This is a genomic window from Streptomyces rectiverticillatus (genome assembly GCF_013394065.1).
Taxonomy (GTDB): Bacteria; Actinomycetota; Actinomycetes; order Streptomycetales; family Streptomycetaceae; genus Streptomyces; species Streptomyces rectiverticillatus.
The window spans coordinates 1,713,308-1,735,748 of the sequence record NZ_CP040752.1; the positions used below are offsets into that span (position 1 = coordinate 1,713,308).

Genomic DNA, 22,441 nt, shown 5'->3' on the forward strand with positions numbered 1-22,441 from the left:
GGGGTTTCGGGAAGGGGCGGGACCGGGGCACCTCTCCCTCCGCCGCGACGGCGCGCAGCCGATCGCTACGTGACCGGCGGTGCCGGGCTCTCCTCGGCCGGGGCCGGAGCCGGCGCCGGAGGCGTCACCGCCCCGCAGTCCATCGCCCGCGGCAACCGCAGCGCGGCGACCGCCCCCGCCAGCAGCAACGCCGCGCTCAGCGCCAGCGTCACGTGCAGCCCGTGGACGAAGGCGTCCCGCGCCGCGACCCGCAGCGCCTCCCCGGCGGGTCCCCCCAGCCGGGAGGCGACGTCGTACGCCTCGCCGAGGGAGTGGCTCGCGGAGGCGCCCGCCGCGCTGGGCACGCCGGGCACGGAGCCGACGCCGGGCGCGTACGCGGCGTTCATGACGCTGCCCAGCAGGGCGATGCCGATGCCGGCGCCGAGCTGGTACGAGGTCTCGCCGATCGCCGCGGCGCCGCCCGCGGACTCGGCGGGCGCCTCGCTGAGCATCGACTCGTACGCGCCGAAGAGCGTGGTCTCGAGGCCGAAGCCGAGCAGGACGAAGCAGGCCACGAGGACGCCGGGGCGGTCATGCAGCCCCATCGCGGTCAGCGAGGCGACGGCGGCGGCGGTCAGGACGAAGCCGAGGGCGACCATCGTGCGCGGGCCGAGCCGCTGCAGCAGCCGGGAGCCGACGAGCCCGGCGGCCATCGCCGCGAGCGTGAGCGGCAGCAGCCGCAGGCCGGTCTCCAGCGGGGTGAGCCCGAGGACGAGCTGCAGGTACTGGGCGGCTATGAGCTCCAGCCCGACGAGCGCGAGCATGGCCAGCACGATGCACCCGACGGAGGTGCCGAAGGCGGGCCGGGCGAACATCCGCAGGTCGACGAGCGGGTGGGTGCGCCTGCGCTGCCGACGGACGAAGAGGATCAGCAGGGCCGCGCCGACGGCTCCCGGCACGATCGTGCCGAGGCTCAGCGCATCGCCGGCTCCGGCCCGCTTCACACCGAGGACGAGCCCGAACAGCCCGAACGCGGCCATGAGCGCGCCGGTCACGTCCCAGGGCCCGTCGCGGGGCCCGGTCGACTCGGGCAGCAGCCAGCGCCCGACCGGGAGCGCGGCGGCCATCAGCGGGATGTTGATGAGGAAGACCGATCCCCACCAGAAGTGTTCGAGGAGGAAGCCGCCGAGCAGCGGCCCGACCGCGGCGCCCACGGCGGCGACCGCGCTCCACACGCCGACGGCGAGGGCCCGCTCGCGCCGGTCGGGGAAGACCTGGCGGAGGATCGACAGCGTCGCCGGCATGATCATCGCGCCGCCGGCGCCGAGCAGCGCGCGGGCCCCGACGAGCACCTCGGGGGTCGGGGCGAACGCCGCGAGCGCGGAGGCCGCGCCGAAGAGCCCGTAGCCCAGCAGCAGCACCCGGCGGCGGCCGACGCGGTCGCCGAGGGTGCCGAAAAGGATGAGCAGCGAGGCGCAGACCAGTGGGTAGACGTCGACGATCCACAGCAGCTGGATCGCTCCGGGCCGCAGGTCCTCGGTGACGGCCGGCACGGCGACGTGCAGGACGGTCGCGTCGACGGCGACGAGGAGCAGGCTGACGCACAGGACGACGAGGACGGTCCAGCGGTTCGCCCCGGCTCCGGTGGCCGGGCCGTACGGCGGCCGCTGCCGCTGTCCGCGCCGGTACCGCTGCCTGGGGACGCCGTCGGCCCGCGGCGGGCCGGCCGTGGTCGTCCCGGACATTCACACCTCCGTGTCGTGCGCTCGCCGTCCGCCCGCCGGCCCTGGGGACGTGGGCCGGGGTTACCGCCCGGGGGGTGGCCGGGGGAATCGTCGTGGGCGAGTGAGTCGACAGAGTACGCGAGTCCCGGGCACGGATCCGTGTGCTCCGTCACCGTCCGGGCCGATCGTGGAGGCGCTCCGCGCATGCTGGACAATTGATCGGTGACTGATCTTTTTTCTCCCGCCGGTACGGGCGCCGGGGCGGACCGGCGCCCCGCCGCCCGCCGGGTGCGTGGCGCGCTGCGCCGTGCACTGCCCGCCCTGCTGGTCTACGCGGCGGTGCGGGCACTGGGGATCGCGGTGCTCGCGGTGTGGGGACACTTCGCGGGCAAGAGCCCGCACCAGCTGCTCTCGGCGCGCTGGGACTCCCTCTGGTACTCCCGCATCGCCGAGGAGGGCTACGGCTACACCCTTCACCTGCCGGGTGGGAAGGTCCACTCGGACCTGGCGTTCTTCCCGCTGCTGCCCTGGCTGGAGCGGGGCCTGTCGGCGGTCTTCCCGCTGTCGGCCGCGGATGCGGGCCTGGTGGTCAGCGCGCTGTCCTCGCTGCTCGCGGCGTGGGCCGTCTTCCTGATCGGGGAGCGGCTGTACGGCCGGCGGGCGGGGGTTGTGCTCGTGGCGCTGTGGGCGGCGCTGCCGGTCGGCATCGTGCAGTCGATGGCCTACTCGGAGTCGCTGTTCACGGCGCTGGCGGCGTGGAGCCTGTACGCGGTGCTCACCCGGCGCTGGGTGTGGGCGGGCTCCTTCGCGGCGCTGGCCGGGCTGACGCGCCCGGTGGGGGCGGCCGTCGTCCTGGCCGTGTGGCTCGGGGTGCTGGTCGCGCTGCGGCGCGGGGAACGGCAGGGCCCGCGGGAGCGGCCCGAGCTGCGGGAGCGGCGTGAGCTGCCCCGGATGCTGCTGGGCGCGGTGCTCGCGCCGCTGGGCTGGCTCGCGTACTTCGCCTGGGTCGGCGTGCGGACCGGCAGTTTCACGGGCTATCTGGACGTGCAGGGCGGCTGGGGCAACGGCTTCGACGGCGGGCTGGCCTTCGGTTCGTTCATCGCCGAGCGGCTTTTCGGCTCCGCGTTCGCCGCGGGGCTCGGCCTGCTGGTGGGCGTGGGCCTGGTGCTGTGGCTGTACGCGGTGTGCGTGCGCAGGCGCCAGCCGCTGCCGCTGCTGGGCTACGCGGGCGCGGTGCTGCTGCTGGCGCTGACGGCGAAGGGGTACTTCGGCTCGAAGCCGCGCCTGATGATGCCGGCCTTCCCGCTGCTGCTGCCGCTCGCGGTGGCCCTCGCGCGGACACGGACGGTACGGGCGGTGGCGACGGTGGGCGTGGTGGTGCTGGTGTCCGCGGTCTACGGGGCGTTCTGGCTGCACGGCTCCGGCCCCCCGTGATCGTTTTCCGGGGCGGCCGCCCGGCTCCCTCCCGGAGCCACCGGAAAACGTAGTGGAACGGCCCGGCCAATCCCCGATAAACAACGGGCCGCAATGCGAGGAAAAAGAGCCCGGACCACCGGCCGGGGCGGCCCGGGAATTTCCCGGACGAGAGTTGCCCCGAGGAATCCAATGTGGCGCACGTCATGGTTGAGACGCATTCCACATCACATCGTCATCACAAACAGGCCCGATCGGCCGAAGCTTCCTGTCACTCAATGTAACGTCGATTGAGTGCGTACCAACGACGAGCTCGTCCAAGTGGAGGAGCGCCCGACCGAGCCCGTGCGGCCGCGGATGACCCGGACCCGCCTCGGGATCTTCGTGGCGACCTCCGTGGTCTACCTGGCGATCGTGGTCGGCGTGCTCACCACGTCCTGGCCGGTGCGGTTCGACTGGCAGGTCATGCTCTTCCGGCCGTACAAGCAGTGGCCGGAGATCCACACCTTCCTCGACTACTTCGTGGTCCTGGGCCAGCGCGGCCCGACCGCCGTCGCGGTCGCGGCCTGGCTGGGCTGGCGCACCTACAAGCTGGGGACGCTGCGGCCGCTGCTGGTCCTCGGCACGTCACTGCTGCTGCTCAACGCCACCGTGGGCGCGGCGAAGATCGGCATGGGCCGGCTCGGTCCGCACTACGCCACCTCGATCGGCTCGAACGAGATGTTCGCGGGCGGCGACATATTCCCCTCCGGGCACACCGCCAACGCCGTGGTGACCTGGGGCGTCCTGGCCTATCTGGCCACCACTCCGCGCACCCGCCGGGTGGCCTCGGTGATCGCCGCGCTCCTCGCACTGGGCGTCGGCATGACCACGGTCTACCTCGGTACGCACTGGATGAGCGATGTGACCCTCGGCTGGACGGCCGGGCTGCTGGTGCTGCTCGCCCTGCCGTGGTTCGAGGCGCCGATGGCCCACGCCGAGGCGTGGCTGCTGACCCTGTGGCGCCGGGTGCGCGAGCGCGGTGCGCTCGTGCCCGCCCCGGTCGCCCCGGTGGCCGTGGCCGCCCCGCGCTCCCCCGCCGACGACCAGCAGCCGGCCCGCGAGCCGGTGGGCGTCGGGAGCCGGTCCGCGAGCGTGCGGAGCCCCGAGGGGCGCCCCCATCTGCCGGCGAGACCGCACACGTCCCGCTCCGAGCGGACACCGGTCACGCCGACCGGCAGCCGCCGCCCGCCGAACCCCGACCGGGCGCCGCGCACCAGCCCGCTGGGCCCGGCCGCGGGCCGCGGCCGGACGGTCGGCGGCTGACGGCCCGCTTCCCCACGTACGACGGCGGCCCCGGAACCAGCTCTTCGGAGAGGTTCCGGGGCCGCCGTCGTCGTCGTATGCGCGCCGGGGCCGCCGTCGTCATACGCGGGGTCGTCAGCCCTTCCAGCAGCGCTTGACGATGCCGTCCTCGGCCTCGAAGTTCAGCCGGCCCGCCTGGTACTCCATGGTGACGAGCGTGCCGGGCGCGAGGGCCCGCACGGTGGCCCAGCCGCGGGCGCGGGCCCGCTCGGCAGCGGCGGCCGTCGCGAGGCCGACGTAGGCGGCGGGGTCGTCGTCGGGGTCGGCGGGAAGGTTCGGTAGAGGTGCCATGCCCGTCACCGTAGGCCGCCCGGTCGCCGTACGAAAGCGGAGTCCGGGGTGGCCGGGGCACGAGGCCGTGCCGCCGCCGTCCTCCGGCGGTCACGCTTCTGTCACAGAGAACCCGTTGTGGTTTACCGCGGAACACTTCACCCCTACGGGGATTACGGGATCGCGCGGACGTCTTCACCAATCCTCGGCGGGAAATACGCGGCGCCTTTTCGGAAGGTCCGCAGAAATCACCCGGAGGCGAACCGGAAATGACCGCACAACGGGCGCACGGGATATCGCGGATCCGTGTTCACGGTCACTGGAATAGCGCGGTCCGGAAACATCTGGAATAAGGAATTCCGATTCACCGGACCGGCCGCGCCCGCCCCCCGAACCCCAGGAGGCACCCTCGCGCGACGGCCCCCGGGGCGAGCATCATGGCGTGAGCCCGAAAGCCCGTCGAAAGTGACATCGAGGGAGCGCAGATGGGGACGGACACCGCGCAGGCGACCACCGGGCCGGTGCGGGAGCGCCGACCGGGCCGGCTCGTGATCGACTGGCTCACGACGACCGACCACAAGACGATCGGCCACCTCTATCTGATCACCTCGTTCGCCTTCTTCCTGGCGGGCGGCCTGCTGGCGATGCTGATGCGGGCCGAGCTGGCCCGCCCCGGCCTGCAGCTGATGACCAACGAGTCGTTCAACGAGGCCTTCACGGCACACGGCACGATCATGCTGCTGCTCTTCGCGACCCCCGCCTTCGCGGGCTTCGCCAACGCGATCATGCCGCTGCAGATCGGCGCCCCGGACGTGGCCTTCCCCCGGCTCAACATGTTCGCGTACTGGCTGTATCTCTTCGGCGGCCTGATCGTCGTCTCCAGCCTGCTGATGCCGCAGGGCGGCGCCACCTTCGGCTGGACCGGCTACGCCCCGCTGAGCAGCATGGTCCGCTCCCCCGGCATCGGCACCGACATGTGGATCATGGGCCTGGCGCTCTCCGGCTTCGGCACGATCCTCGGCGCGGTGAACTTCCTGACCACCATCATCGGGATGCGCGCGCCCGGGATGACGATGTTCCGGATGCCCGTCTTCACCTGGAACGTGCTCTTCACCTCGATCCTGATCCTCCTGGCCTTCCCCGTGCTGGCGGCGGCGCTGCTCTGCCTGGAGGCGGACCGGCGGTTCGGGTCGATGGTCTTCTCCGCCGAGTGGGGCGGGGCGCTGCTGTGGCAGCACCTGTTCTGGTTCTTCGGCCACCCCGAGGTCTACATCATCGCGCTGCCGTTCTTCGGCATCATCACCGAGATCATCCCGGTGTTCTCCCGGAAGCCGGTCTTCGGCTACCTGACCCTCGTCGGCGCCACCATGGCGATCACGGCCCTGTCGCTGGTGGTCTGGGCGCACCACATGTTCGCCACGGGGGCGGTGCTGCTGCCCTTCTTCGCCTTCATGTCGTTCCTGATCGCGGTGCCCACGGGGGTGAAGTTCTTCAACTGGATCGGCACGATGCTGCACGGGTCGCTGTCGTTCGAGGCGCCGATGCTGTGGGCGGTGGGCTTCCTGGTGAGCTTCCTCTTCGGCGGGCTCACCGGGGTGATCCTCGCGTCGCCGCCGCTGGACTTCCACGTCACGGACACCTACTTCGTCGTCGCCCACTTCCACTACGTGGTCTTCGGGACGGTGGTGTTCGCGACGTTCGCGGGCTTCTACTTCTGGTGGCCCAAGCTCACGGGCAAGATGCTGGAGGAGCGGCTGGCGAAGGTCCATTTCTGGACCCTGTTCTCCGGCTTCCACCTCACCTTCCTCGTCCAGCACTGGCTGGGCGCCCAGGGCATGCCCCGCCGCTACTCCGACTACCTCGCGGCCGACGGCTTCACGGCCCTCAACACGGTGTCGACCATCGGCGCGTTCCTGCTCGGCCTGTCCAACCTGCCGTTCTTCTACAACATCTGGAAGACCGCCAAGTACGGGAAGCCCGTCGGGGTCGACGACCCCTGGGGGTTCGGCCGCTCCCTGGAGTGGGCCACGAGCTGCCCGCCGCCCCGGCACAACTTCACGGCCCTGCCCCGGATCCGCTCCGAGTCGCCCGCCTTCGACCTGCACCACCCGGAGATCGCCAAGGTCACCGCTCCGCAGACTGCGCAAGCGCCCGGGACAGCCGGTCCCTGACCTCGCGTATCCGGTCGACGAGCCCGGGCGGCTCCTGCACCTCGAAGCGTCCCCGCGGCCGGCCAAGGGGGACGCAGCGCGGCCCGTGCGGGGGCGTGGGGGTGATGCGGTCCGCGCGGAACGTCCGCCAGTCCGGCGGCCCGGCGGCCCGGGAGGTCAGCCCGCGACGGGCGGGCGCTCCTCGATCCTGACCGCCAGGTCGTTGTCGGCGGTGTAGTACGGGCCGGCCTGCGCGGGCGCGTACGCGGCGTCGACCGGCAGCACGGGGTAGGTGAAGATCTGCTGCTTGTCCACGACGTCGTCGAGGAGGCGGGCGATGCGCGCGGGCTCCGAGCCGTCGGCCGGGCGCAGCCACAGGTCCCAGACGTCCAGGCCGCCGTGCCACTCCTCGGCGAGCCGGGCGTACTCCAGGGTGAAGGAGAAGTCCTGGCCGTCGGCCTCCTCGGCGGGGGCGTCGTCGGCCGGCTTCTCCCGGGTGACCGGGGCGGTGACGACGAGGTCGGGCGCGCGGCGGCAGCGGGCCTCCACGACGGCCCCCGTGAGCCAGGCGGCCGGGTCCGCGACGCGGTGGATGCGGCCGTGGGCGGTCAGGCCGGAGGCATCCGGGTGCAGGTCGCCCGCCTCGGCGTGCGGGCCGCGCAGCCAGCTGCGCAGGGAGAGGTTGCCGTGCTTGGTCGCGTACGGGATGCGGACCGACAGCGGCGAGGTGCTCGGCCCGGGTCTGCGGTCGACCAGCGATCTGAGGTCGGCCGGACCGGGCACCAGGCGGCGGGGCTCGGCGTCGGCGAAGGCGACGTAGACGTCCCAGCGGCCTTCGGGGAGCGCGACCGTGCTGGGCAGCACGGCGCGCAGCCGCCCCTCGCCGTCGGGCGCGAGCGGCAGGCGGATCTCCTCGGCCTCGTCGTCGCTGCCGCGGCGGCGCAGGACCAGCGCGGCGGTCCAGTGGTCCGGTTCGCTGAGGTCGAGTCCGGGGCCGGGGGCGTCGAGGTCGAAGGTGAGCCCGCCCGCGGAGTCCGCGATGCAGTCGGCGCGCGGCGGGGCCGGGGCAGACACGATGGTGCTCTCCTCGGGGGTGGTGGAGCCGCCGGATCCGGCGGCGTTCGCGGGCACGGAGGGTTTACCGGTCTCGGGGGTCATGCGGCACGCACCCGGCGCAGGGCGGAGCGGCTCGCGTCCGAGGTCTTGAACGCGTTGCTGAGCAGGGCGCCGCGGGTGCGGTGCAGCGAGCCGCGCAGGGAGCCGCGGGCGGCCAGGTCGCCGAAGAGCTGCTCGTAGCGCCCGGCGACCTGCGCCGGGTCGAACCGGGCGGAGCTCTCGAGCGCCGCCCGGCCCATCCGCTGCCGCAGCTCGTCGTCGTTGATCAGCTTCAGCAGGCCGGCGGCGATCTTGTCGGCCTTGCCGACCGGCACGAGCAGGCCGTCGACGCCGTCGGCGATGATCTCGCCGGGGCCGTGCGGACAGTCGGTGGAGACCACCGGCAGGCCGCAGCGCATCGCCTCGACGATGGTCATGCCGAAGGACTCCAGGCTGGAGGTGACGGCGCCGATGGAGCCCTTGACCCACTCGGGGTCCAGCGGGTTGGCGGGACCCATGAGGTAGATGTGGTTGTACAGGCCGCGCTTGTCGATGAGGGCGCGCAGCTTGGCGCGCTCGGCACCGGCGCCGTAGATCCGCAGCTTCCAGTCGGGCCGCTCGGCCACGACCTTCTCGAAGGCCCGGATCAGCACGTCGTAGCGCTTGGCGGGGGCGAGCCGGCCGGCGGCGACCACCCACTTGCCGCTGCCGTCGGCGGGAGCCACGGCCGGGGCGGGGATGCTGTTCGGCACGGCCTCCACCCGCACTCCGGGCAGCCGCATCAGCTTGCGGTAGGTCGCGGCGTCGGCCTCGGTGACGGTGGTGACGGCGTCCAGCCGCGGGTAGTGCGTGCGCAGCGTCAGCTTGAGCGGCTGGGAGTGGGTGCTCAGCGTCAGGTGCTCCTGGCCGACCCGGACCGGGCCGCGGCGGGCCTGCTGGGCGATGTGCACGTTCAGGCCGGGGCGGGTGCCGACGACCACGTCGCAGTCCAGGGTGCGCAGGTGCTCCGCGATCCGCCGGTCGGTCAGGGCGCTGTACTGCTTGTAACGGCCCTCGGCGGCGGGGAAGAAGGCTGCAGGGCGCTCGTACTCGGGGTCGTCCCCCTCGTAGCCCGGGGTGCCCTTGCGCAGGTCGACCAGGTGGCGCAGGCGCACCTTGCCGCCCGGTGCGAACACCGGCTCCTCCCGGTGCCGGAAGACCGAGACGACCTCCACGTCGTGCTGCTCGGCGAGGGTGCTCGCGAGGTTGAACGTGGTCCGGATCGTCCCGCCGATGCCGTACGCGTTGTGAATCAGGAATGAGATGTGCATTCGTCCCCAGCCGTTTGCCGCGGACATTCCATCCAGCCCGCCTACCCAGAGATTAGACCGTGGTGGGGCGCGTGAGGTTGGTCCTGATCACCAACTCGTTACGCGTGACCCCTGCCACGGATCGCCCGTTGTGCTCTTACGAACCGGGAACCCCCGTGTGATACGCACCGATATCTAGGAGCCACCCGTGCCGCGCATGCTCGACGTCAGTGACGACGTCCGCGCCGAGATCGGCGACGAAGAGGCCGAACGACTGCTGGGCGGTGACAGCGCCCCGGGCAGCTACGACTGCACCTCCTGCCGCACCCCCGGCAACACCGACCGCGAGCGCACCAGCACCGTGCTCTTCGTCGGCGATGAGACGGCCGTGCTCGCCTTCGCCCACGCCGCCTGCATCCCCTCCCAGGTCGTCACGGTCTCCGAGGAACAGCTCCAGGGCGCCGTGCGCTCCATCCAGGGCGAGGGCGACCACGCGGGCGCCCCCCAGCTGCCGGCACCCGCCACCATGCCGACGCTCACCGCCACGCCCGACGGCCCCGTGCAGGCCGAGCTGGGCGTGACCAGCGGCCTGGTGCTCATCGGCGGCGACCTGCACCCGGCCCTCGTCGTGGAGCCGCTCGGGCCGATCGCCCGCCCGGGCACGAACGGCCCGGTCGACGTCTTCCTGCCGCTCCTGATCGAGCAGGGCTTCGCCCCCGTCGCCACCGTCGAGCAGGTGCCGCCGTCCACGCCGGGCTGGTCGGTGCTGGTGGCCATGGGCCAGCTGCACGCGATCCTGATGCCCGGCGTCGCGGGCGCCCAGCCCAGTGCGTGGTGGCAGGCGCACCAGGCGATGCAGGTGGCGCCCGAGTGGCGGTCGGCCGTGAACAAGACCAAGCGGGTGCTGGTCTTCGCCGCGCCGGTCGGCACGATCGGCTCGCAGCCGCGCGAGGACCTGCTGCGCGAGGCGCTGGACCGGGCGGCGGCGGCCGGACGGCTCGTCGCCGCGACCATGCCCCTCGCGGGTACGTGACGGGCGCCGTGCACCCCGTCCGCTACGCTCCGGCGGCCCATTACCGGCCGGGCCCGCATCCCCCGGGCCACGGACTCGTTGGCTCGTATGTGCACTCATACGAGCCTGCCCCGCGGATTCCGTACCCGAACCACATCCCCGGCATGCGCCCATCCCGCGAAGCCACCCCGCAGAGCCATCCCGTCTCGGTCACCCCGATCTACGATGCGCTCTACTCCGAGTACCGGCGCTCCTTCCGGGCGCTCCCCTTCGACCGCTCGGGCGAGGAGGAGCTGAGGTTCGTGGGCTTCGGTCCGCAGCTCGGCTACGGGCAGTACGGCGGGCAGCAGGGCTACGCCGGCCAGCTGGGCTACCACGTCCACTCGGGCTACAACACCGCCTGGGACACGCATTACGGGCGGCAGCGCGGCGGGCACGTGCCCGCCGCGCTGCCGCCCGCTCCGCGTGACGGCCGCATGCGCGGCTATTAGCGATCAGAGTCTGTGGGGGCCTGCGGGCCCCCACAGACTCTTGCTCGTTGCGCCTACTTCTTGCGCCCGCGCTTCTCGCGCACTCGCACGGAGATGTGGATCGGGGTGCCGTCGAAGCCGAATTCCTCGCGGAGGCGGCGCTCGACGAAGCGCCGGTAGCCCGCCTCGATGAAGCCGGAGGCGAAGAGCACGAACCGCGGGGGCTTGGTGCCCGCCTGGGTGCCGAAGAGGATGCGGGGCTGCTTGCCGCCGCGGATCGGGTGCGGGTGGGCCGCGACGAGCTCACCGAGGAAGGCGTTCAGCCGCCCGGTCGGCACGCGCGTCTCCCAGCCCGCGAGGGCCGTCTCGATCGCCGGGACGAGCTTCTCCATGTGCCGACCGGTCTCCGCCGAGACATTGACCCGCGGCGCCCACGCGATCTGCTGGAACTCGGTCTCGATCTCGCGCTCGAGGTAGTAGCGGCGCTCCTCGTCGAGGGTGTCCCACTTGTTGTACGCGATGACGATCGCGCGGCCGGCCTCGACGGCCATGGTGACGATGCGCTGGTCCTGGACGGAGATGGTCTCGCTCGCGTCGATCAGGATGACCGCGACCTCGGCCTTCTCGACCGCGGCGGCGGTGCGCAGGGAGGCGTAGTAGTCCGCGCCCTCCTGGAGGTGGACGCGCTTGCGGATGCCCGCGGTGTCCACGAACTTCCAGGTCACGCCGCCGAGCTCGATCAGCTCGTCGACCGGGTCGCGGGTGGTGCCGGCCAGCTCGTTGACGACGACGCGCTCCTCGCCGGCCACCTTGTTGAGCAGCGAGGACTTGCCGACGTTCGGGCGGCCGATCAGGGCGATGCGGCGCGGGCCGCCGACGGCGGTGCCGAAGCGCTGGGCCGGGGCCTCGGGCAGGGCCTTGAGGACCTCGTCCAGCATGTCGCCGGTGCCGCGGCCGTGCAGCGCGGAGACCGGCATCGGCTCGCCGAGGCCCAGCGACCACAGCATGGCGGCGTCGGCCTCGGCGGAGGGGCCGTCGACCTTGTTGGCGCACAGCACGACGGGCTTGCCGGCCCGGCGCAGCAGCTTGACGACGGCCTCGTCGGTGTCGGTGGCGCCGACCGTGGCGTCCACGACGAAGACGACCGCGTCGGCGGCCTCGATCGCGTACTCGGCCTGCGCGGCGACGGATGCGTCGATGCCGAGGACGTCCTGCTCCCAGCCGCCGGTGTCGACGACCTTGAAGCGGCGGCCGGCCCACTCGGCCTCGTAGGTGACGCGGTCGCGGGTGACGCCCGGGCGGTCCTCGACGACGGCCTCGCGGCGGCCGATGATGCGGTTCACGAGCGTCGACTTGCCGACGTTGGGGCGGCCGACGACGGCGAGCACCGGCAGCGGGCCGTGGCCGGCCTCGCCGAGGGCGCCCTCGATCTCCTCGGCCTCGAAGCCCTCCTGCGCCGCGAGCTCCATGAACTCCGCGTACTCGGCGTCGCCAAGCTCACCGTGCTCGTCGCCGTGGATCTGGTCGTTCATGAAGTCCGTTCCTCGTTCGTATGGTCGGCGGACCCGCGGGCCCGCTACTAAGTCTCGTTCAGCGGCCGGTCAGCCGCTTGGCGTCCGCCAGGTGCGCGCTCAGCCGCTCCTGGATGCGCACGGTCGCCTCGTCCAGCGCCTTGCGCGTGCGCCGGCCGCTGCCGTCACCGGCCTCGAAGGCGTCGCCGAAGACGACGTCGACCCGGCTGCGCAGCGGCGGCAGGCCGCGCACGACGCGGCCCTTGCGCTCCGCGCTGCCGAGCACCGCCACCGGCACGATCGGCGCCCCCGAGCGCACCGCGAAGTAGGCGAGGCCGGCGCGCAGCGAGGCGAAGTCGCCCTCGCCCCGCGTGCCCTCGGGGAAGATCCCCAGGACCCCGCCGCCCTCCAGGACGCCGAGCGCCTCCGTGATCGCGGCGCGGTCGGCGCTCGTCCGGTCCACCTTCAGCTGGCCGATCCCTTCCAGGAACGGGCCGAGGGGGCCGACGAACGCCTCCTTCTTGATCAGGAAGTGCACCGGCCGGGGCGCGGTGCCCATCAGCATCGGGCCGTCGAGGTTGTGGGAGTGGTTCACCGCGAGGATGACCGGCCCCGCGGCGGGCACCCGCCAGGCGCCCAGCACACGCGGCTTCCACAGCCCGTACATCAGGCCTATGCCGATCCGCCGGCCGACGGCGGCACCCCCGGGGGACGCGGTCACGCCGCCCGCCGCTCCTCGATGAGGGTCACCACGCACTCGATGACCTGCTCCAGGGTCAGCTCCGTCGTGTCCACCTCCACCGCGTCGTCGGCCTTGGCCAGCGGCGAGGTCTTCCGGCCGGAGTCGGCGGCGTCCCGCTTGGCGAGGGCGGCCTGGGTGGCGGCCAGGTCGCGGGCCTCCTTGCCCTTCAGCTCGCCGCTGCGGCGGGCGGCCCGCGCCTCGGCGGACGCCGTCAGGAAGATCTTGAGGTCGGCGTCGGGCAGCACGGTGGTGCCGATGTCACGGCCCTCGACGACGATGCCGGCCGGCGCCTCGGCGGCGACGGACCGCTGCAGCTCGGTCAGGCGCGTGCGCACCTCCGGGACGGCGCTCACGGCGCTGACCGCGGAGGTGACCTCCTGGGTGCGGATGGGGCCCGCGGCGTCGGCGCCGTCGACCGTGATGGTCGGCGCGGACGGGTCGGTGCCCGAGACGATCTCGGGCTTGCCCGCGGCGTCGGCGACGGCCGCGGCGTCGTTCACGTCGATGCCGTTGCTCAGCATCCACCAGGTGATCGCGCGGTACTGCGCGCCGGTGTCCAGGTAGCGCAGGCCGAGCTTGGCCGCGACGGCCTTGGACGTGCTGGACTTGCCCGTGCCGGAGGGGCCGTCGATGCCGACGATGACTGCTGCCGGAGCGGTCCGGGCGGCGGTTTCCACGGTGTCAGACACCTTCCTTGTGCACGGGGTGGGAGTACGGGCGGCTTTTATCAGCCTGCGACAAGGTTACTGGCTCGCGGAGGCGGCCCGTGCCGGACGGATCCGCGCTGCGGGCGCGCGGATCCGGTTGGGTACGGGCCCAGGCGTCCGCGCTGGGCGGTGCCCGGCCGGCAGAAGGTCCGGCACCGCCGAAATCGTACGTCCTCATGACCCGCCACTGCGGCGGTGAAAACCGCGGACGGGCTGCGGGCGGGCTACTGCCGCAGCGACCAGCCCTGATCGCGGAGCGCGGCGCTCAAGGACGCCACCGCGCCCGGCTCGACCATGAGCTGGATCAGGCCCGCCTGCTGGCCCGTCGCGTGCTCGATGCGGACGTCCTCGATGTTCACGCCGGCCCGGCCCGCGTCGGCGAAGATCCGGGCGAGCTCGCCCGGCTGGTCGCCGATGAGGACGGAGACGGTCTCGTACGCGGCGGGAGCCGCCCCGTGCTTGCCCGGGACCCGGCTGCGGCCCGCGTTGCCGCGCCGCAGCACGTCCTCGAGGCCGGCGGCGCCCTCGTCGCGCTTGCCGTCGTCCGCGGCCTCCAGGGCGCGCAGGGCCCGTACCGTCTCGTCGAGGTCGCAGGCGACGGCCGCGAGGATGTCGGCGACGGGGCCGGGGTTGGCGGAGAGGATCTCGACCCACAGCCGGGGGTCGGAGGCGGCGATCCGGGTCACGTCGCGGATGCCCTGGCCGCACAGGCGCACGGCCGTCTCGTCCGCCTCCTCCAGGCGGGCGGCGACCATGCTGGAGAGCAGGTGCGGGGTGTGCGAGACGAGGGCGACGGCCCGGTCGTGCTCGTCGGCGTCCATGACGACGGGGACCGCGCGGCACAGGGCGACGACCTCGAGGGCGAGGTTGAGGACCTCGGTGTCGGTGTCGCGGGTGGGCGTGAGCACCCAGGGGCGGCCCTCGAAGAGGTCGGCGGTGGCGGCCATGGGGCCGGAGCGCTCGCGGCCGGCCATCGGGTGCGTGCCGAGGTAGCCGGAGAGGTCGGCGCCGAGGGCCTCCAGCTCGCGCCGGGGGCCGCCCTTGACGCTCGCGACGTCGACGTAGCCGCGGCCGAGGCCGTCCCGGATCGCCCCGGCGAGCGTGGCCGCGACGTGCGCCGGCGGCACCGCGACGATCACCAGGTCGACCGGGCCCTCGGGCGCCTGGTCGGTACCGGCCCCGCGGGCGGCCGCCGTCCGCGCCGCGTCCGGGTCGTGGTCCCTGAGGTGGACGTGGACCCCGCGGCCCGCGAGGGCGAGCGCGGCGGAGGTGCCGATCAGTCCGGTGCCGATGACGAGGGCGGTTCTCACTGAGAGTCCTTGCGAGGTGCGTGGAGCGTGACGGAGAGCGGGCCCGGCCAGCCTATCCAGCCGCTCCGCCGGCCGTGCGGGGCGGGCGGCCCTGCGGGGCCCGGGGCGGGCGCCCTGCGGGACTGCCGGGCCCGCGTCCGGTACAACCGTGCACATGATCTACCACGTGGTGCCCCTGGACGACTGGCTGGCCGTGCCCGACCGCCCGTACTCCCCCGCATCCCTCTCCGAGGACGGCTTCGTCCACTGCTCCCCCGACGAGGAGACGACGCTCGCCGTGGCCACGGCCTTCTACAGGAACGTGCCCGGCCCGCTGATGGTCCTCCTGATCGACGAGCACAAGCTGGACGTCCTGGTCCGCTGGGAGGCCGCCGACCCGGCCCCGCCGCCCGGCGTGGACCCGGGCACGCAGTTCCCGCACGTCTTCGGGCGGATCAACCGGGACGCCGTGGAGGGGATGATGGAGATCCAGCGCGACGAGGAGGGCCACGCGACGGGGCTGGCGGTGTGGTCGTGACGCCCGTTCCCCCGGTCACCCCGGTCGCGCTGGTCACCGAGCACACCGTCTACGCGTGCGTGATGGGCTCGCGCGCCTTCGGGCTGGCCACGGAGGCGAGCGATACGGACCGGCGCGGCGTGTACGTGGCGCCGACGCCCCTGTTCTGGGGCTTCGAGAAGCCGCCGCCGCACGTGGAAGGACCGGCCGAGGAGCAGTTCTCCTGGGAGCTGGAGCGCTTCTGCGAGCTGGCGCTGCGGGGGAATCCGAACATCCTGGAGTGCCTGCACTCCCCGCTCGTCGAGCAGGTCGACGGCACGGGGCGCGAGCTGCTGGCCCTGCGGGAGGCGTTCCTCTCCCGGAGGGTCCACAAGACGTACGCGGGCTACGCGGTGGACCAGCGCAAGAAGTTCGCGGCGGACGTGCGGGCGCACGGCACGCCGCGGCGCTGGAAGCCCGTCATGCACGCGCTGCGGCTGCTGATGTCCGGCCGCGACCTGCTGCGCACGGGGTCGCTCGTGCTCGACGTCGGCGCCATGCGCGAACCGCTGCTGGCCGTGCGGCGGGGCGAGGTGCCCTGGCCCGAGGCGGAGGCCTGGCTGAACCGCCTGACCGAGGAGGCCGAGGAGGCGTCCCGCACGAGCCCCCTCCCCGAGGAGCCGGACCACGCACGCGTCGAAGACTTCCTGATACGCGTACGCCGCGCTTCGGCGCACCAGCGGGACAAGTGAGCCCGTTCGACCCCGTGTGCGGGTGCCCGCCACCACCCCGCACACCGCCGCAGCGGCGATCAGCCGACGCGGCGGCATCCGGCGGTGCCGGGGCCGGGGCGAGCCCTGCGGGCCCGTGCCCCCGGTCCGTCTAGAGCTCGACCTCGCGCATCAGCATGCCGACCTCGGTGTTCGTCAGGCGGCGGAGCCAGCCGGACTTCTGGTCGCCCAGGGCGATCGGGCCGAACGAGGTGCGCACCAGCTTCTCGACGGGGAAGCCCGCCTCGGCGAGCATGCGGCGCACGATGTGCTTGCGGCCCTCGTGGAGGGTGACCTCGACCAGGTAGTTCTTGCCGGTCTGCTGGATGACGCGGAAGTTGTCCGCGCGGGCGTAGCCGTCCTCCAGCTCGATGCCGTTCTTGAGCTGCTTGCCGATGTCGCGCGGCAGCGGCCCGGTGATGGCGGCGAGGTACGTCTTCTGCACGCCGTAGCGCGGGTGCGTCAGACGGTGGGCCAGCTCGCCGTGGTTGGTGAGCAGGATGATGCCCTCGGTCTCCGTGTCGAGCCGGCCGACGTGGAAGAGCCGGGTCTCGCGGTTGGTGACGTAGTCGCCGAGGCACTGGCGGCCGTCGGGGTCCTCCATGGTGGAGACGACGCCGGCCGGCTTGTTGAGCGCGAAGAACAGGTAGGACTGGGTGGCGACGGTCAGGCCGTCGACCTTGATCTCGTCCTTCTCCGGGTCGACCCGCAGGCCCTGCTCGGTGACGATCTGCCCGTTGACCTCGACGCGGGCCTGCTCGATCAGCTCCTCGCAGGCGCGGCGGGAGCCCATGCCGGCCCGGGCCAGCACCTTCTGCAGGCGCTCGCCCTCCTGCTCGCCGAAGGTCTTGGGCAGCTTGATCTGCGGCTTGTTGTGCCGCTCCCGGTTGCGCTCCTCGATCTTGGCGTCGAGCTCGCGCGGACGGGCCGGCACGGACCGCTGCCCGCGGCCGGGCGCACCGCTGCGGCCGCCGGCCGCGCTGCTGCGCCGGGGGCCGCCCTTGGCACCGCCGCGGGCCGAGTCGCCCCGGCCGCTGGTGGGGCCGGTGGTGCGGCCGCTGGTGGCGCCGCCGCGCGTGCGCTCGGCGTCGGGGCCGACGTCGTAGCGGCGCTCCTCCGGGCGCGGCCGGCGCGGGCGCTCCTGCTGCCTGTCGTCGCGCGGAGCCCCCGAACGGCCGCCCTCGGGCCGGCCGCCCGACCGGCTGCCACCCGCACGACCGCCGCCGGAACGGCCGCCGCCCGCGCGCCCGCCCCCGGACGCCGGACGTCCTCGACCGCCCCGGTCGTCCCGGTTGCCGCTTCCGCTGTTCCTGCCGCTGCTTCGCATCAAAGTTCCGTCTTGTCGTCCGCTTCGGTGTCCGGTGCGTCCGGATCGAACGACGGCACACCTTCTTGAGTGTCGCCCTCGATCGCCTCCGCCTCGGGGAGGAAGGGCGCGAGCTCCGGGAGCTCGTCCAGGCCGCGCAGGCCCATGCGCTCCAGAAAGTAGTTCGTCGTCCTGTACAGGATCGCACCTGTTTCGGGTTCCGTCCCCGCCTCCTCCACCAGACCTCTCTGGAGGAGGGTGCGCATGACCCCGTCGCAGTTCACGCCGCGCACCGCCGAGACCTTCGACCGGCTGACCGGCTGACGGTACGCGACGACGGCGAGGGTCTCCAGGGCGGCCTGCGTGAGACGTGCCTGCTGTCCGTCCAGGACGAACGCCTCGACGGCGTCCGCGTAGGCCGGCCGGGTGAAGAAGCGCCAGCCCCCGGCGACCTGCCGCAGCTCGAAACCGCGTCCCTGGGCGTCGTACTCCCCGGCCAGCTCGCCGAGGGCCGCGGCGATCTCGCGGCGGGGCCGCTCCAGGACCTTGGCCAGGTGTTCTTCGGTGGCGGGCTCGTCAACGACCATGAGGACGGCCTCCAGGGCGGGCTTGAGGCCTAGCCCGGAGACACCGGAGGCACCGGCCCCTGCGGGGGCTTCTACGCCCTCGTACGTCTCTGCGCTCACTGTGCACTCTCCTGCGGCTCGGTCTCCGGCTCCCGGTCGAACTCGTCCGTCACCAGTGGTTCCGCCCCCTCCTCGCCCGTCCAGCGCACCGCCAGCTCGCCGAGGGCCTCGTCCTGGTCCAGGGCGACCACGCGCTCGCGGTAGAGCTCCAGCAGCGCCAGGAAGCGGGCGACGACGGTGAGGGTGTCGGGGGCGTCGCCGGCCAGCTCCCCGAAGCTGACCCGGCCCGCCCGCCGCAGCCGGGCCACGACGACCTCGGCCTGCTCGCGGACGCTGACCAGCGGCGCGTGGATGTGGTCGACGTACACCTGCGGCGCCGGCCTGGGCCGCATGGCCTTGACGGCCAGCTCGGCCAGGCGCTCGGGCCCGATGCCGAGGACGACCTCGGGCAGCAGCTCCGCATGGTGCTGCTCCAGGCCGACCGTACGGGGGAAGCGCCGCGCCTCCTCGTCCAGCCGGCTGCTGAAGATCTCCGCGACCCGCTTGTACGCCCGGTACTGCAGGAGGCGGGCGAACAGCAGGTCGCGCGCCTCCAGGAGGGCGAGGTCGGCCTCGTCCTCCACGTCGGCGGCAGGCAGCAGGCGGGCGGCCTTGAGGTCGAGCAGGGTCGCGGCGACGACGAGGAACTCGGTGGTCTGGTCCAGGTCGAAGCCGGGGCCCATGGCGCGGATGTGCGCCATGAACTCGTCGGTGACCTTGTGGAGGGCGACCTCGGTGACGTCCAGCTTGTGCTTGGCGATCAGCTGCAGCAGGAGGTCGAAGGGCCCTTCGAAGTTGTCGAGCCGGACGGTGAACCGCGAGTCGCCTCCGGTGGGGGCCTCCGACGCGACGGCACCGGGCCCGGGCACCGGCTCCGCGGCCGTGGCTCCGGCCGGGCCACGGCCGAGGGGACGGCGGGCCGGAGAGGAGGCGGCTGCGGGCATCTGGGATCCAGGGTGGGGGCGGAACGGGCCGTAGGGCGGCGCGCGAGGGCGCGGTCACGGCAGGGGCTAGCGAGGCTAGCGCAGCGGAACCGCTCAGCGGCCGCGCAGGCGCCGTACGAGGATGCTCGCGTCGCCCCGCGACTCCAGGTCGGCGAGGACGACCGCGACGGCCTCCCGGACGATCCTGCCGCGGTCGACCGCGAGCCCGTGCTCACCGCGCAGCACCAAGCGCGCGTGTTCGAGGTCCATGAGCTCCTCGGCGGAGACGTAGACCGTGATCTTCTCGTCGTGGCGCTCCCGGCCGCTGGGCCGGCGGCCCGCCCCGCGCCCCCTGCGGCGGCCCTGGGCGGGCGCGGCGGCCTCGCCCTGGCCCGCGGCCCGGACGGGGCCCGCGGGGCGCTCCTGGGCGGACGCGGGGCGGCGCTCGGGGGCGCTGTCCCGGTCGGCCGCGGCGGCACCGCGGCCGCCGGGCTCGCCGCCCGCGCCGGCGGCGCCGCCTTCGGACGTGGTCTCGGAGTCACCGGCCGGGCCGGGCACCCGCGGGGCGCCCTCGCCGTTCGCCTGCCGGCGGGGAGAGGAGGACTGCAGCCCCGACCCCCCGGTGGTACGGAACAGTTCGTCGGCGCCGGGCAGACTCACTCGGCGTGACACCGGGCGAGCACCTCCCTGGCGAGCTGGCGGTAGGCGGCGGCACCCACGGAGTTGGACGCGTACGTGGTGATCGGCTCGCCCGCGACCGTGGTCTCGGGGAAGCGGACCGTACGGCCGATGACGGTGTGGTAGACGTGATCGTCGAAGGCCTCGACCACGCGCGCGAGGACCTCGCGGCTGTGCACCGTCCGCGAGTCGTACATGGTGGCGAGGATGCCGTCGAGCTCCAGCTCGGGGTTGAGCCGCTCCTGGACCTTCTCGATCGTCTCGGTGAGTAGCGCCACACCGCGCAGCGCGAAGAACTCGCACTCCAGCGGCACGATCACCTTGTGAGCGGCCGTCAGGGCGTTGACGGTGAGCAGGCCGAGCGAGGGCTGGCAGTCGATGACGATGTAGTCGTAGTCGGCGAGCAGCGGCTTGAGCGCGCGCTGCAGCGTCGACTCGCGGGCCACCTCGCTGACGAGCTGGACCTCGGCGGCAGACAAATCGATATTGCTGGGCAGCAGGTCCATGTTGGGCACGGCCGTCTTGAGGAGGACCTCGTCGGCCGACATGCCCCGCTCCATGAGGAGGTTGTAGACCGTCAGGTCAAGCTCCATCGGGTTGACGCCGAGGCCGACGGAGAGCGCGCCCTGCGGGTCGAAGTCGACGAGCAGCACCCGGCGTCCGTACTCGGCCAGGGCGGCACCCAGGTTGATGGTCGAGGTGGTCTTGCCGACCCCGCCCTTCTGGTTGCACATCGCGATGATCTTCGCGGGGCCGTGGTCGGTCAGCGGTCCGGGGATGGGGAAGTACGGCAGGGGACGCCCGGTGGGGCCGATGCGCTCGCGGCGCTGCCGGGCAGCGTCGGGCGCGAGGGTGGCCGCGTACTCGGGGTCGGGCTCGTACTCCGCGTCAGGGTCGTAGAAGTGCCCGTCGGGCACGTCCTCGTAGTCGGCGAGCCGCGCGGGATCGACCCCGCCCCGGTCGCCGGCCATGGCGTTCACGTGATGGCCGTCCATGCTCTGGTGGGCTGTCGGTGTGCTCTGGATGCTCTGGTGTGCCGCGAAGGTGTGGACAGCGACGGAGCCGACAGCTTCGAGCCCCGTGGGACTCTGGCCCTGCGCAGACATTCCTGGGTGACCACCCCCGGGAGCAAATGTCGACTCATTCACAAGTCGTCCTACCTCCTTGGTGACCAGGAAACATCTAGATAGGTCAGCGTTGCACCATGCCGACGGTTGGCGACTCTATGGCGTGTCGGCGGTTCGCAGCAACACAATCCGCCGGAGACGGCACGATGTGTCGGCAATCGAACAGGCTTCTGTCAAGGGTTTGCGGCCCACAACCCGGAAGTTTCGCGGGTGGGTGACCAGGCGTGGAAACCGCTCGCAAACCGGGTGGAAACGGCCCCGGCCGGACCTTGCTGAACAAGGCCCGGCCGGGGGTGCGCTCTTGGCGTGTCGTGTTGACGACTCAGCCGAGCAGGGTGCTCAGTTCGACGAACGGCAGGCCGTGCGCCTCGGCGACGGGGCCGTAAACGACCTGTCCCTCGTGGGTGTTGAGGCCCTTGGCGAGCGCGGCGTCCCGGCTCAGCGCCTCCTGCCAGCCGCGGTTGGCCAGCTCCACGATGTAGGGCAGCGTGGCGTTGGTCAGCGCGTAGGTGGAGGTGTTCGGCACCGCACCCGGCATGTTGGCGACGCAGTAGAAGACCGAGTTGTGGACCTCGAAGGTCGGCTCGGCGTGGGTGGTCGGACGCGAGTCCTCGAAGCAGCCGCCCTGGTCGATCGCAATGTCGACAAGTACACTTCCGGGCTTCATCTTGGCGACGAGCTCGTTGGTGACCAGCTTCGGGGCCTTGGCACCCGGGATGAGGACGGCACCGATGACGAGGTCGGCCTCGACGACGGCCTTCTCCAGCTCGTAGGCGTTGGAGACGATCGTCTGCACCTTGGTGCCGAAGACCTTGTCGGCCTCGCGGAGCTTGTTGATGTCACGGTCGAGCAGGGTCACGTGGAAGCCCATGCCGACGGCGATCTGCGCGGCGTTCCAGCCGGAGACACCGCCGCCGATGACGACGGCCTTGCCGGCCGCCGTGCCCGGGACGCCGCCCGGCAGGACGCCGCGGCCGCCCGCCGAGCGCATCAGGTGGTAGGCGCCGACCTGCGGGGCCAGCCGGCCCGCGACCTCGGACATCGGGGCGAGCAGCGGCAGCGCGCGGTTGGCGAGCTCGACCGTCTCGTACGCGATCGCCGTGGTGCCGGACTGCAGCAGGGCGTCGGTGCACTCGCGGGAGGCGGCGAGGTGCAGGTAGGTGAAGAGGGTCTGACCCTTGCGGAGGCGGTGGTACTCCTCCGCGATCGGCTCCTTGACCTTCAGCAGCAGGTCGGCGGTGGACCAGACCTCGTCGGCGGTGTCCAGGATCGCGGCGCCGGCCGCGACGTACTCGGCGTCGGTGATGGAGGAGCCCACACCGGCGTTCTTCTCGACGAAGACCTGGTGGCCGTTGCGCACGAGCTCATGCACGCCGGCGGGCGTGATGGCCACGCGGAACTCGTTGTTCTTGACCTCGCGGGGGATGCCGACCTTCACGTCGATCACGGTCCTTGAATCAGAGAATTACAGGCTAATCCGG

General features: G+C 72.9%; 21 protein-coding genes. 7 read left to right on the forward strand and 14 right to left on the reverse strand.

Translation table 11 applies throughout. The features are described 5' to 3' along the window. Nucleotides 1-65 precede the first annotated feature (65 nt). Nucleotides 66-1,724 carry an MFS transporter gene (locus tag FGW37_RS07195; RefSeq protein ID WP_179080296.1) on the reverse strand — a complete coding sequence of 553 codons (1,659 nt, stop codon included), beginning with the start codon at nucleotides 1,722-1,724 and terminating at the stop codon, nucleotides 66-68. Nucleotides 1,725-1,925: 201 nt separating this feature from the next. On the opposite strand from FGW37_RS07195, the gene FGW37_RS07200 reads away from it, so the two are divergent. Together FGW37_RS07200 and FGW37_RS07205 are read left to right on the forward strand one after the other, a co-directional pair. Then, complete coding sequence (locus FGW37_RS07200; protein ID WP_179080297.1) at nucleotides 1,926-3,137, forward strand: glycosyltransferase family 39 protein; 1,212 nt, start codon at nucleotides 1,926-1,928, stop codon at nucleotides 3,135-3,137. 273 nt (nucleotides 3,138-3,410) lie between these two features. Further along, nucleotides 3,411-4,421 (forward strand): phosphatase PAP2 family protein, encoded by a 1,011-nt coding sequence (locus tag FGW37_RS07205; protein WP_179080298.1) that lies wholly within the window; start codon nucleotides 3,411-3,413, stop codon nucleotides 4,419-4,421. Nucleotides 4,422-4,535: 114 nt separating this feature from the next. Here the strand turns inward: FGW37_RS07205 and FGW37_RS07210 are convergent, their stop codons facing one another. Continuing rightward, a complete protein-coding gene (locus FGW37_RS07210) occupies nucleotides 4,536-4,751 on the reverse strand; it encodes an I78 family peptidase inhibitor (protein ID WP_179080299.1) in 216 nt (71 codons plus the stop codon). 464 nt (nucleotides 4,752-5,215) lie between these two features. On the opposite strand from FGW37_RS07210, the gene ctaD reads away from it, so the two are divergent. Beyond that, nucleotides 5,216-6,901 (forward strand): aa3-type cytochrome oxidase subunit I, encoded by a 1,686-nt coding sequence (gene ctaD, locus FGW37_RS07215; protein ID WP_179080300.1) that lies wholly within the window; start codon nucleotides 5,216-5,218, stop codon nucleotides 6,899-6,901. Between the two features lie 156 nt (nucleotides 6,902-7,057). Here the strand turns inward: ctaD and FGW37_RS07220 are convergent, their stop codons facing one another. Further along, entirely contained in the window at nucleotides 7,058-8,038 is a 981-nt protein-coding gene (locus FGW37_RS07220) for a hypothetical protein (protein ID WP_246430303.1), read from the reverse strand. Further along, a complete protein-coding gene (locus tag FGW37_RS07225) occupies nucleotides 8,035-9,285 on the reverse strand; it encodes a glycosyltransferase family 4 protein (RefSeq protein ID WP_179080301.1) in 1,251 nt (416 codons plus the stop codon). Before FGW37_RS07225 ends, FGW37_RS07220 begins: the two co-directional genes overlap by 4 nt. Nucleotides 9,286-9,472: 187 nt before the next feature. On the opposite strand from FGW37_RS07225, the gene FGW37_RS07230 reads away from it, so the two are divergent. Both FGW37_RS07230 and FGW37_RS07235 read left to right on the forward strand, forming a co-directional pair. After that, entirely contained in the window at nucleotides 9,473-10,297 is an 825-nt protein-coding gene (locus tag FGW37_RS07230; RefSeq protein ID WP_179080302.1) for a hypothetical protein, read from the forward strand. 143 nt (nucleotides 10,298-10,440) lie between these two features. Beyond that, the gene (locus FGW37_RS07235) at nucleotides 10,441-10,767 is read left to right on the forward strand and encodes a hypothetical protein (protein ID WP_058045061.1); all 327 of its coding nucleotides are present in this window, start codon (nucleotides 10,441-10,443) and stop codon (nucleotides 10,765-10,767) included. A gap of 53 nt (nucleotides 10,768-10,820) precedes the next feature. Here the strand turns inward: FGW37_RS07235 and der are convergent, their stop codons facing one another. The 4 genes from der to FGW37_RS07255 all read right to left on the reverse strand — a co-directional run bounded on the left by der (nucleotide 10,821) and on the right by FGW37_RS07255 (nucleotide 15,016). Next, nucleotides 10,821-12,278 (reverse strand): ribosome biogenesis GTPase Der, encoded by a 1,458-nt coding sequence (gene der / locus FGW37_RS07240; protein ID WP_179080303.1) that lies wholly within the window; start codon nucleotides 12,276-12,278, stop codon nucleotides 10,821-10,823. A 58-nt stretch (nucleotides 12,279-12,336) separates the two neighbouring features. Further along, a complete protein-coding gene (locus FGW37_RS07245) occupies nucleotides 12,337-12,924 on the reverse strand; it encodes a lysophospholipid acyltransferase family protein (RefSeq protein ID WP_245700645.1) in 588 nt (195 codons plus the stop codon). Between the two features lie 50 nt (nucleotides 12,925-12,974). Next, nucleotides 12,975-13,688 carry a (d)CMP kinase gene (cmk, locus tag FGW37_RS07250; RefSeq protein WP_179080304.1) on the reverse strand — a complete coding sequence of 238 codons (714 nt, stop codon included), beginning with the start codon at nucleotides 13,686-13,688 and terminating at the stop codon, nucleotides 12,975-12,977. Nucleotides 13,689-13,930: 242 nt separating this feature from the next. Next, nucleotides 13,931-15,016 (reverse strand): prephenate dehydrogenase, encoded by a 1,086-nt coding sequence (locus tag FGW37_RS07255; protein WP_179080305.1) that lies wholly within the window; start codon nucleotides 15,014-15,016, stop codon nucleotides 13,931-13,933. Between the two features lie 154 nt (nucleotides 15,017-15,170). Between FGW37_RS07255 and FGW37_RS07260 the strand changes: the two genes are divergently transcribed. Then, nucleotides 15,171-15,533 (forward strand): DUF952 domain-containing protein, encoded by a 363-nt coding sequence (locus tag FGW37_RS07260; RefSeq protein ID WP_179080306.1) that lies wholly within the window; start codon nucleotides 15,171-15,173, stop codon nucleotides 15,531-15,533. Then, the gene (locus tag FGW37_RS07265) at nucleotides 15,530-16,243 is read left to right on the forward strand and encodes a nucleotidyltransferase domain-containing protein (RefSeq protein ID WP_281394755.1); all 714 of its coding nucleotides are present in this window, start codon (nucleotides 15,530-15,532) and stop codon (nucleotides 16,241-16,243) included. The genes FGW37_RS07260 and FGW37_RS07265 overlap by 4 nt, the downstream gene beginning before the upstream one ends. 130 nt (nucleotides 16,244-16,373) lie before the next feature. Here FGW37_RS07265 and FGW37_RS07270 read toward each other — a convergent pair whose 3' ends face one another. The 6 genes from FGW37_RS07270 to ald all read right to left on the reverse strand — a co-directional run bounded on the left by FGW37_RS07270 (nucleotide 16,374) and on the right by ald (nucleotide 22,398). Beyond that, nucleotides 16,374-17,588 (reverse strand): pseudouridine synthase, encoded by a 1,215-nt coding sequence (locus tag FGW37_RS07270; RefSeq protein ID WP_179080307.1) that lies wholly within the window; start codon nucleotides 17,586-17,588, stop codon nucleotides 16,374-16,376. Further along, nucleotides 17,588-18,253: an SMC-Scp complex subunit ScpB gene (gene scpB / locus FGW37_RS07275; RefSeq protein WP_179080308.1), complete on the reverse strand. Its 666-nt coding sequence runs from the start codon at nucleotides 18,251-18,253 to the stop codon at nucleotides 17,588-17,590. Before scpB ends, FGW37_RS07270 begins: the two co-directional genes overlap by 1 nt. Further along, nucleotides 18,250-19,176: a segregation and condensation protein A gene (locus FGW37_RS07280; protein ID WP_179080309.1), complete on the reverse strand. Its 927-nt coding sequence runs from the start codon at nucleotides 19,174-19,176 to the stop codon at nucleotides 18,250-18,252. Before FGW37_RS07280 ends, scpB begins: the two co-directional genes overlap by 4 nt. 93 nt (nucleotides 19,177-19,269) lie before the next feature. Then, complete coding sequence (locus FGW37_RS07285) at nucleotides 19,270-19,827, reverse strand: hypothetical protein (RefSeq protein WP_179080310.1); 558 nt, start codon at nucleotides 19,825-19,827, stop codon at nucleotides 19,270-19,272. After that, a complete protein-coding gene (locus tag FGW37_RS07290; RefSeq protein WP_058045052.1) occupies nucleotides 19,812-20,939 on the reverse strand; it encodes a ParA family protein in 1,128 nt (375 codons plus the stop codon). The genes FGW37_RS07285 and FGW37_RS07290 overlap by 16 nt, the downstream gene beginning before the upstream one ends. 343 nt (nucleotides 20,940-21,282) lie before the next feature. Next, a complete protein-coding gene (gene ald, locus FGW37_RS07295; protein ID WP_179084560.1) occupies nucleotides 21,283-22,398 on the reverse strand; it encodes an alanine dehydrogenase in 1,116 nt (371 codons plus the stop codon). Nucleotides 22,399-22,441: the final 43 nt, after the last annotated feature.

Excerpts from the sequence above, each read along its gene's own strand:
- FGW37_RS07260 (WP_179080306.1), top strand. The coding sequence starts at position 15,171 with ATGATCTACCACGTGGTGCCCCTGGACGACTGGCTGGCCGTGCCCGAC.
- FGW37_RS07220 (WP_246430303.1), bottom strand. The coding sequence starts at position 8,038 with ATGACCCCCGAGACCGGTAAACCCTCCGTGCCCGCGAACGCCGCCGGA.
- FGW37_RS07290 (WP_058045052.1), bottom strand. The coding sequence starts at position 20,939 with ATGTCTGCGCAGGGCCAGAGTCCCACGGGGCTCGAAGCTGTCGGCTCC.
- FGW37_RS07245 (WP_245700645.1), bottom strand. The coding sequence starts at position 12,924 with ATGTACGGGCTGTGGAAGCCGCGTGTGCTGGGCGCCTGGCGGGTGCCC.
- ctaD (WP_179080300.1), top strand. The coding sequence starts at position 5,216 with ATGGGGACGGACACCGCGCAGGCGACCACCGGGCCGGTGCGGGAGCGC.
- FGW37_RS07235 (WP_058045061.1), top strand. The coding sequence starts at position 10,441 with ATGCGCCCATCCCGCGAAGCCACCCCGCAGAGCCATCCCGTCTCGGTC.
- FGW37_RS07270 (WP_179080307.1), bottom strand. The coding sequence starts at position 17,588 with ATGCGAAGCAGCGGCAGGAACAGCGGAAGCGGCAACCGGGACGACCGG.
- der (WP_179080303.1), bottom strand. The coding sequence starts at position 12,278 with ATGAACGACCAGATCCACGGCGACGAGCACGGTGAGCTTGGCGACGCC.
- FGW37_RS07225 (WP_179080301.1), bottom strand. The coding sequence starts at position 9,285 with ATGCACATCTCATTCCTGATTCACAACGCGTACGGCATCGGCGGGACG.
- FGW37_RS07195 (WP_179080296.1), bottom strand. The coding sequence starts at position 1,724 with ATGTCCGGGACGACCACGGCCGGCCCGCCGCGGGCCGACGGCGTCCCC.
- FGW37_RS07280 (WP_179080309.1), bottom strand. The coding sequence starts at position 19,176 with ATGCCCGCAGCCGCCTCCTCTCCGGCCCGCCGTCCCCTCGGCCGTGGC.
- FGW37_RS07210 (WP_179080299.1), bottom strand. The coding sequence starts at position 4,751 with ATGGCACCTCTACCGAACCTTCCCGCCGACCCCGACGACGACCCCGCC.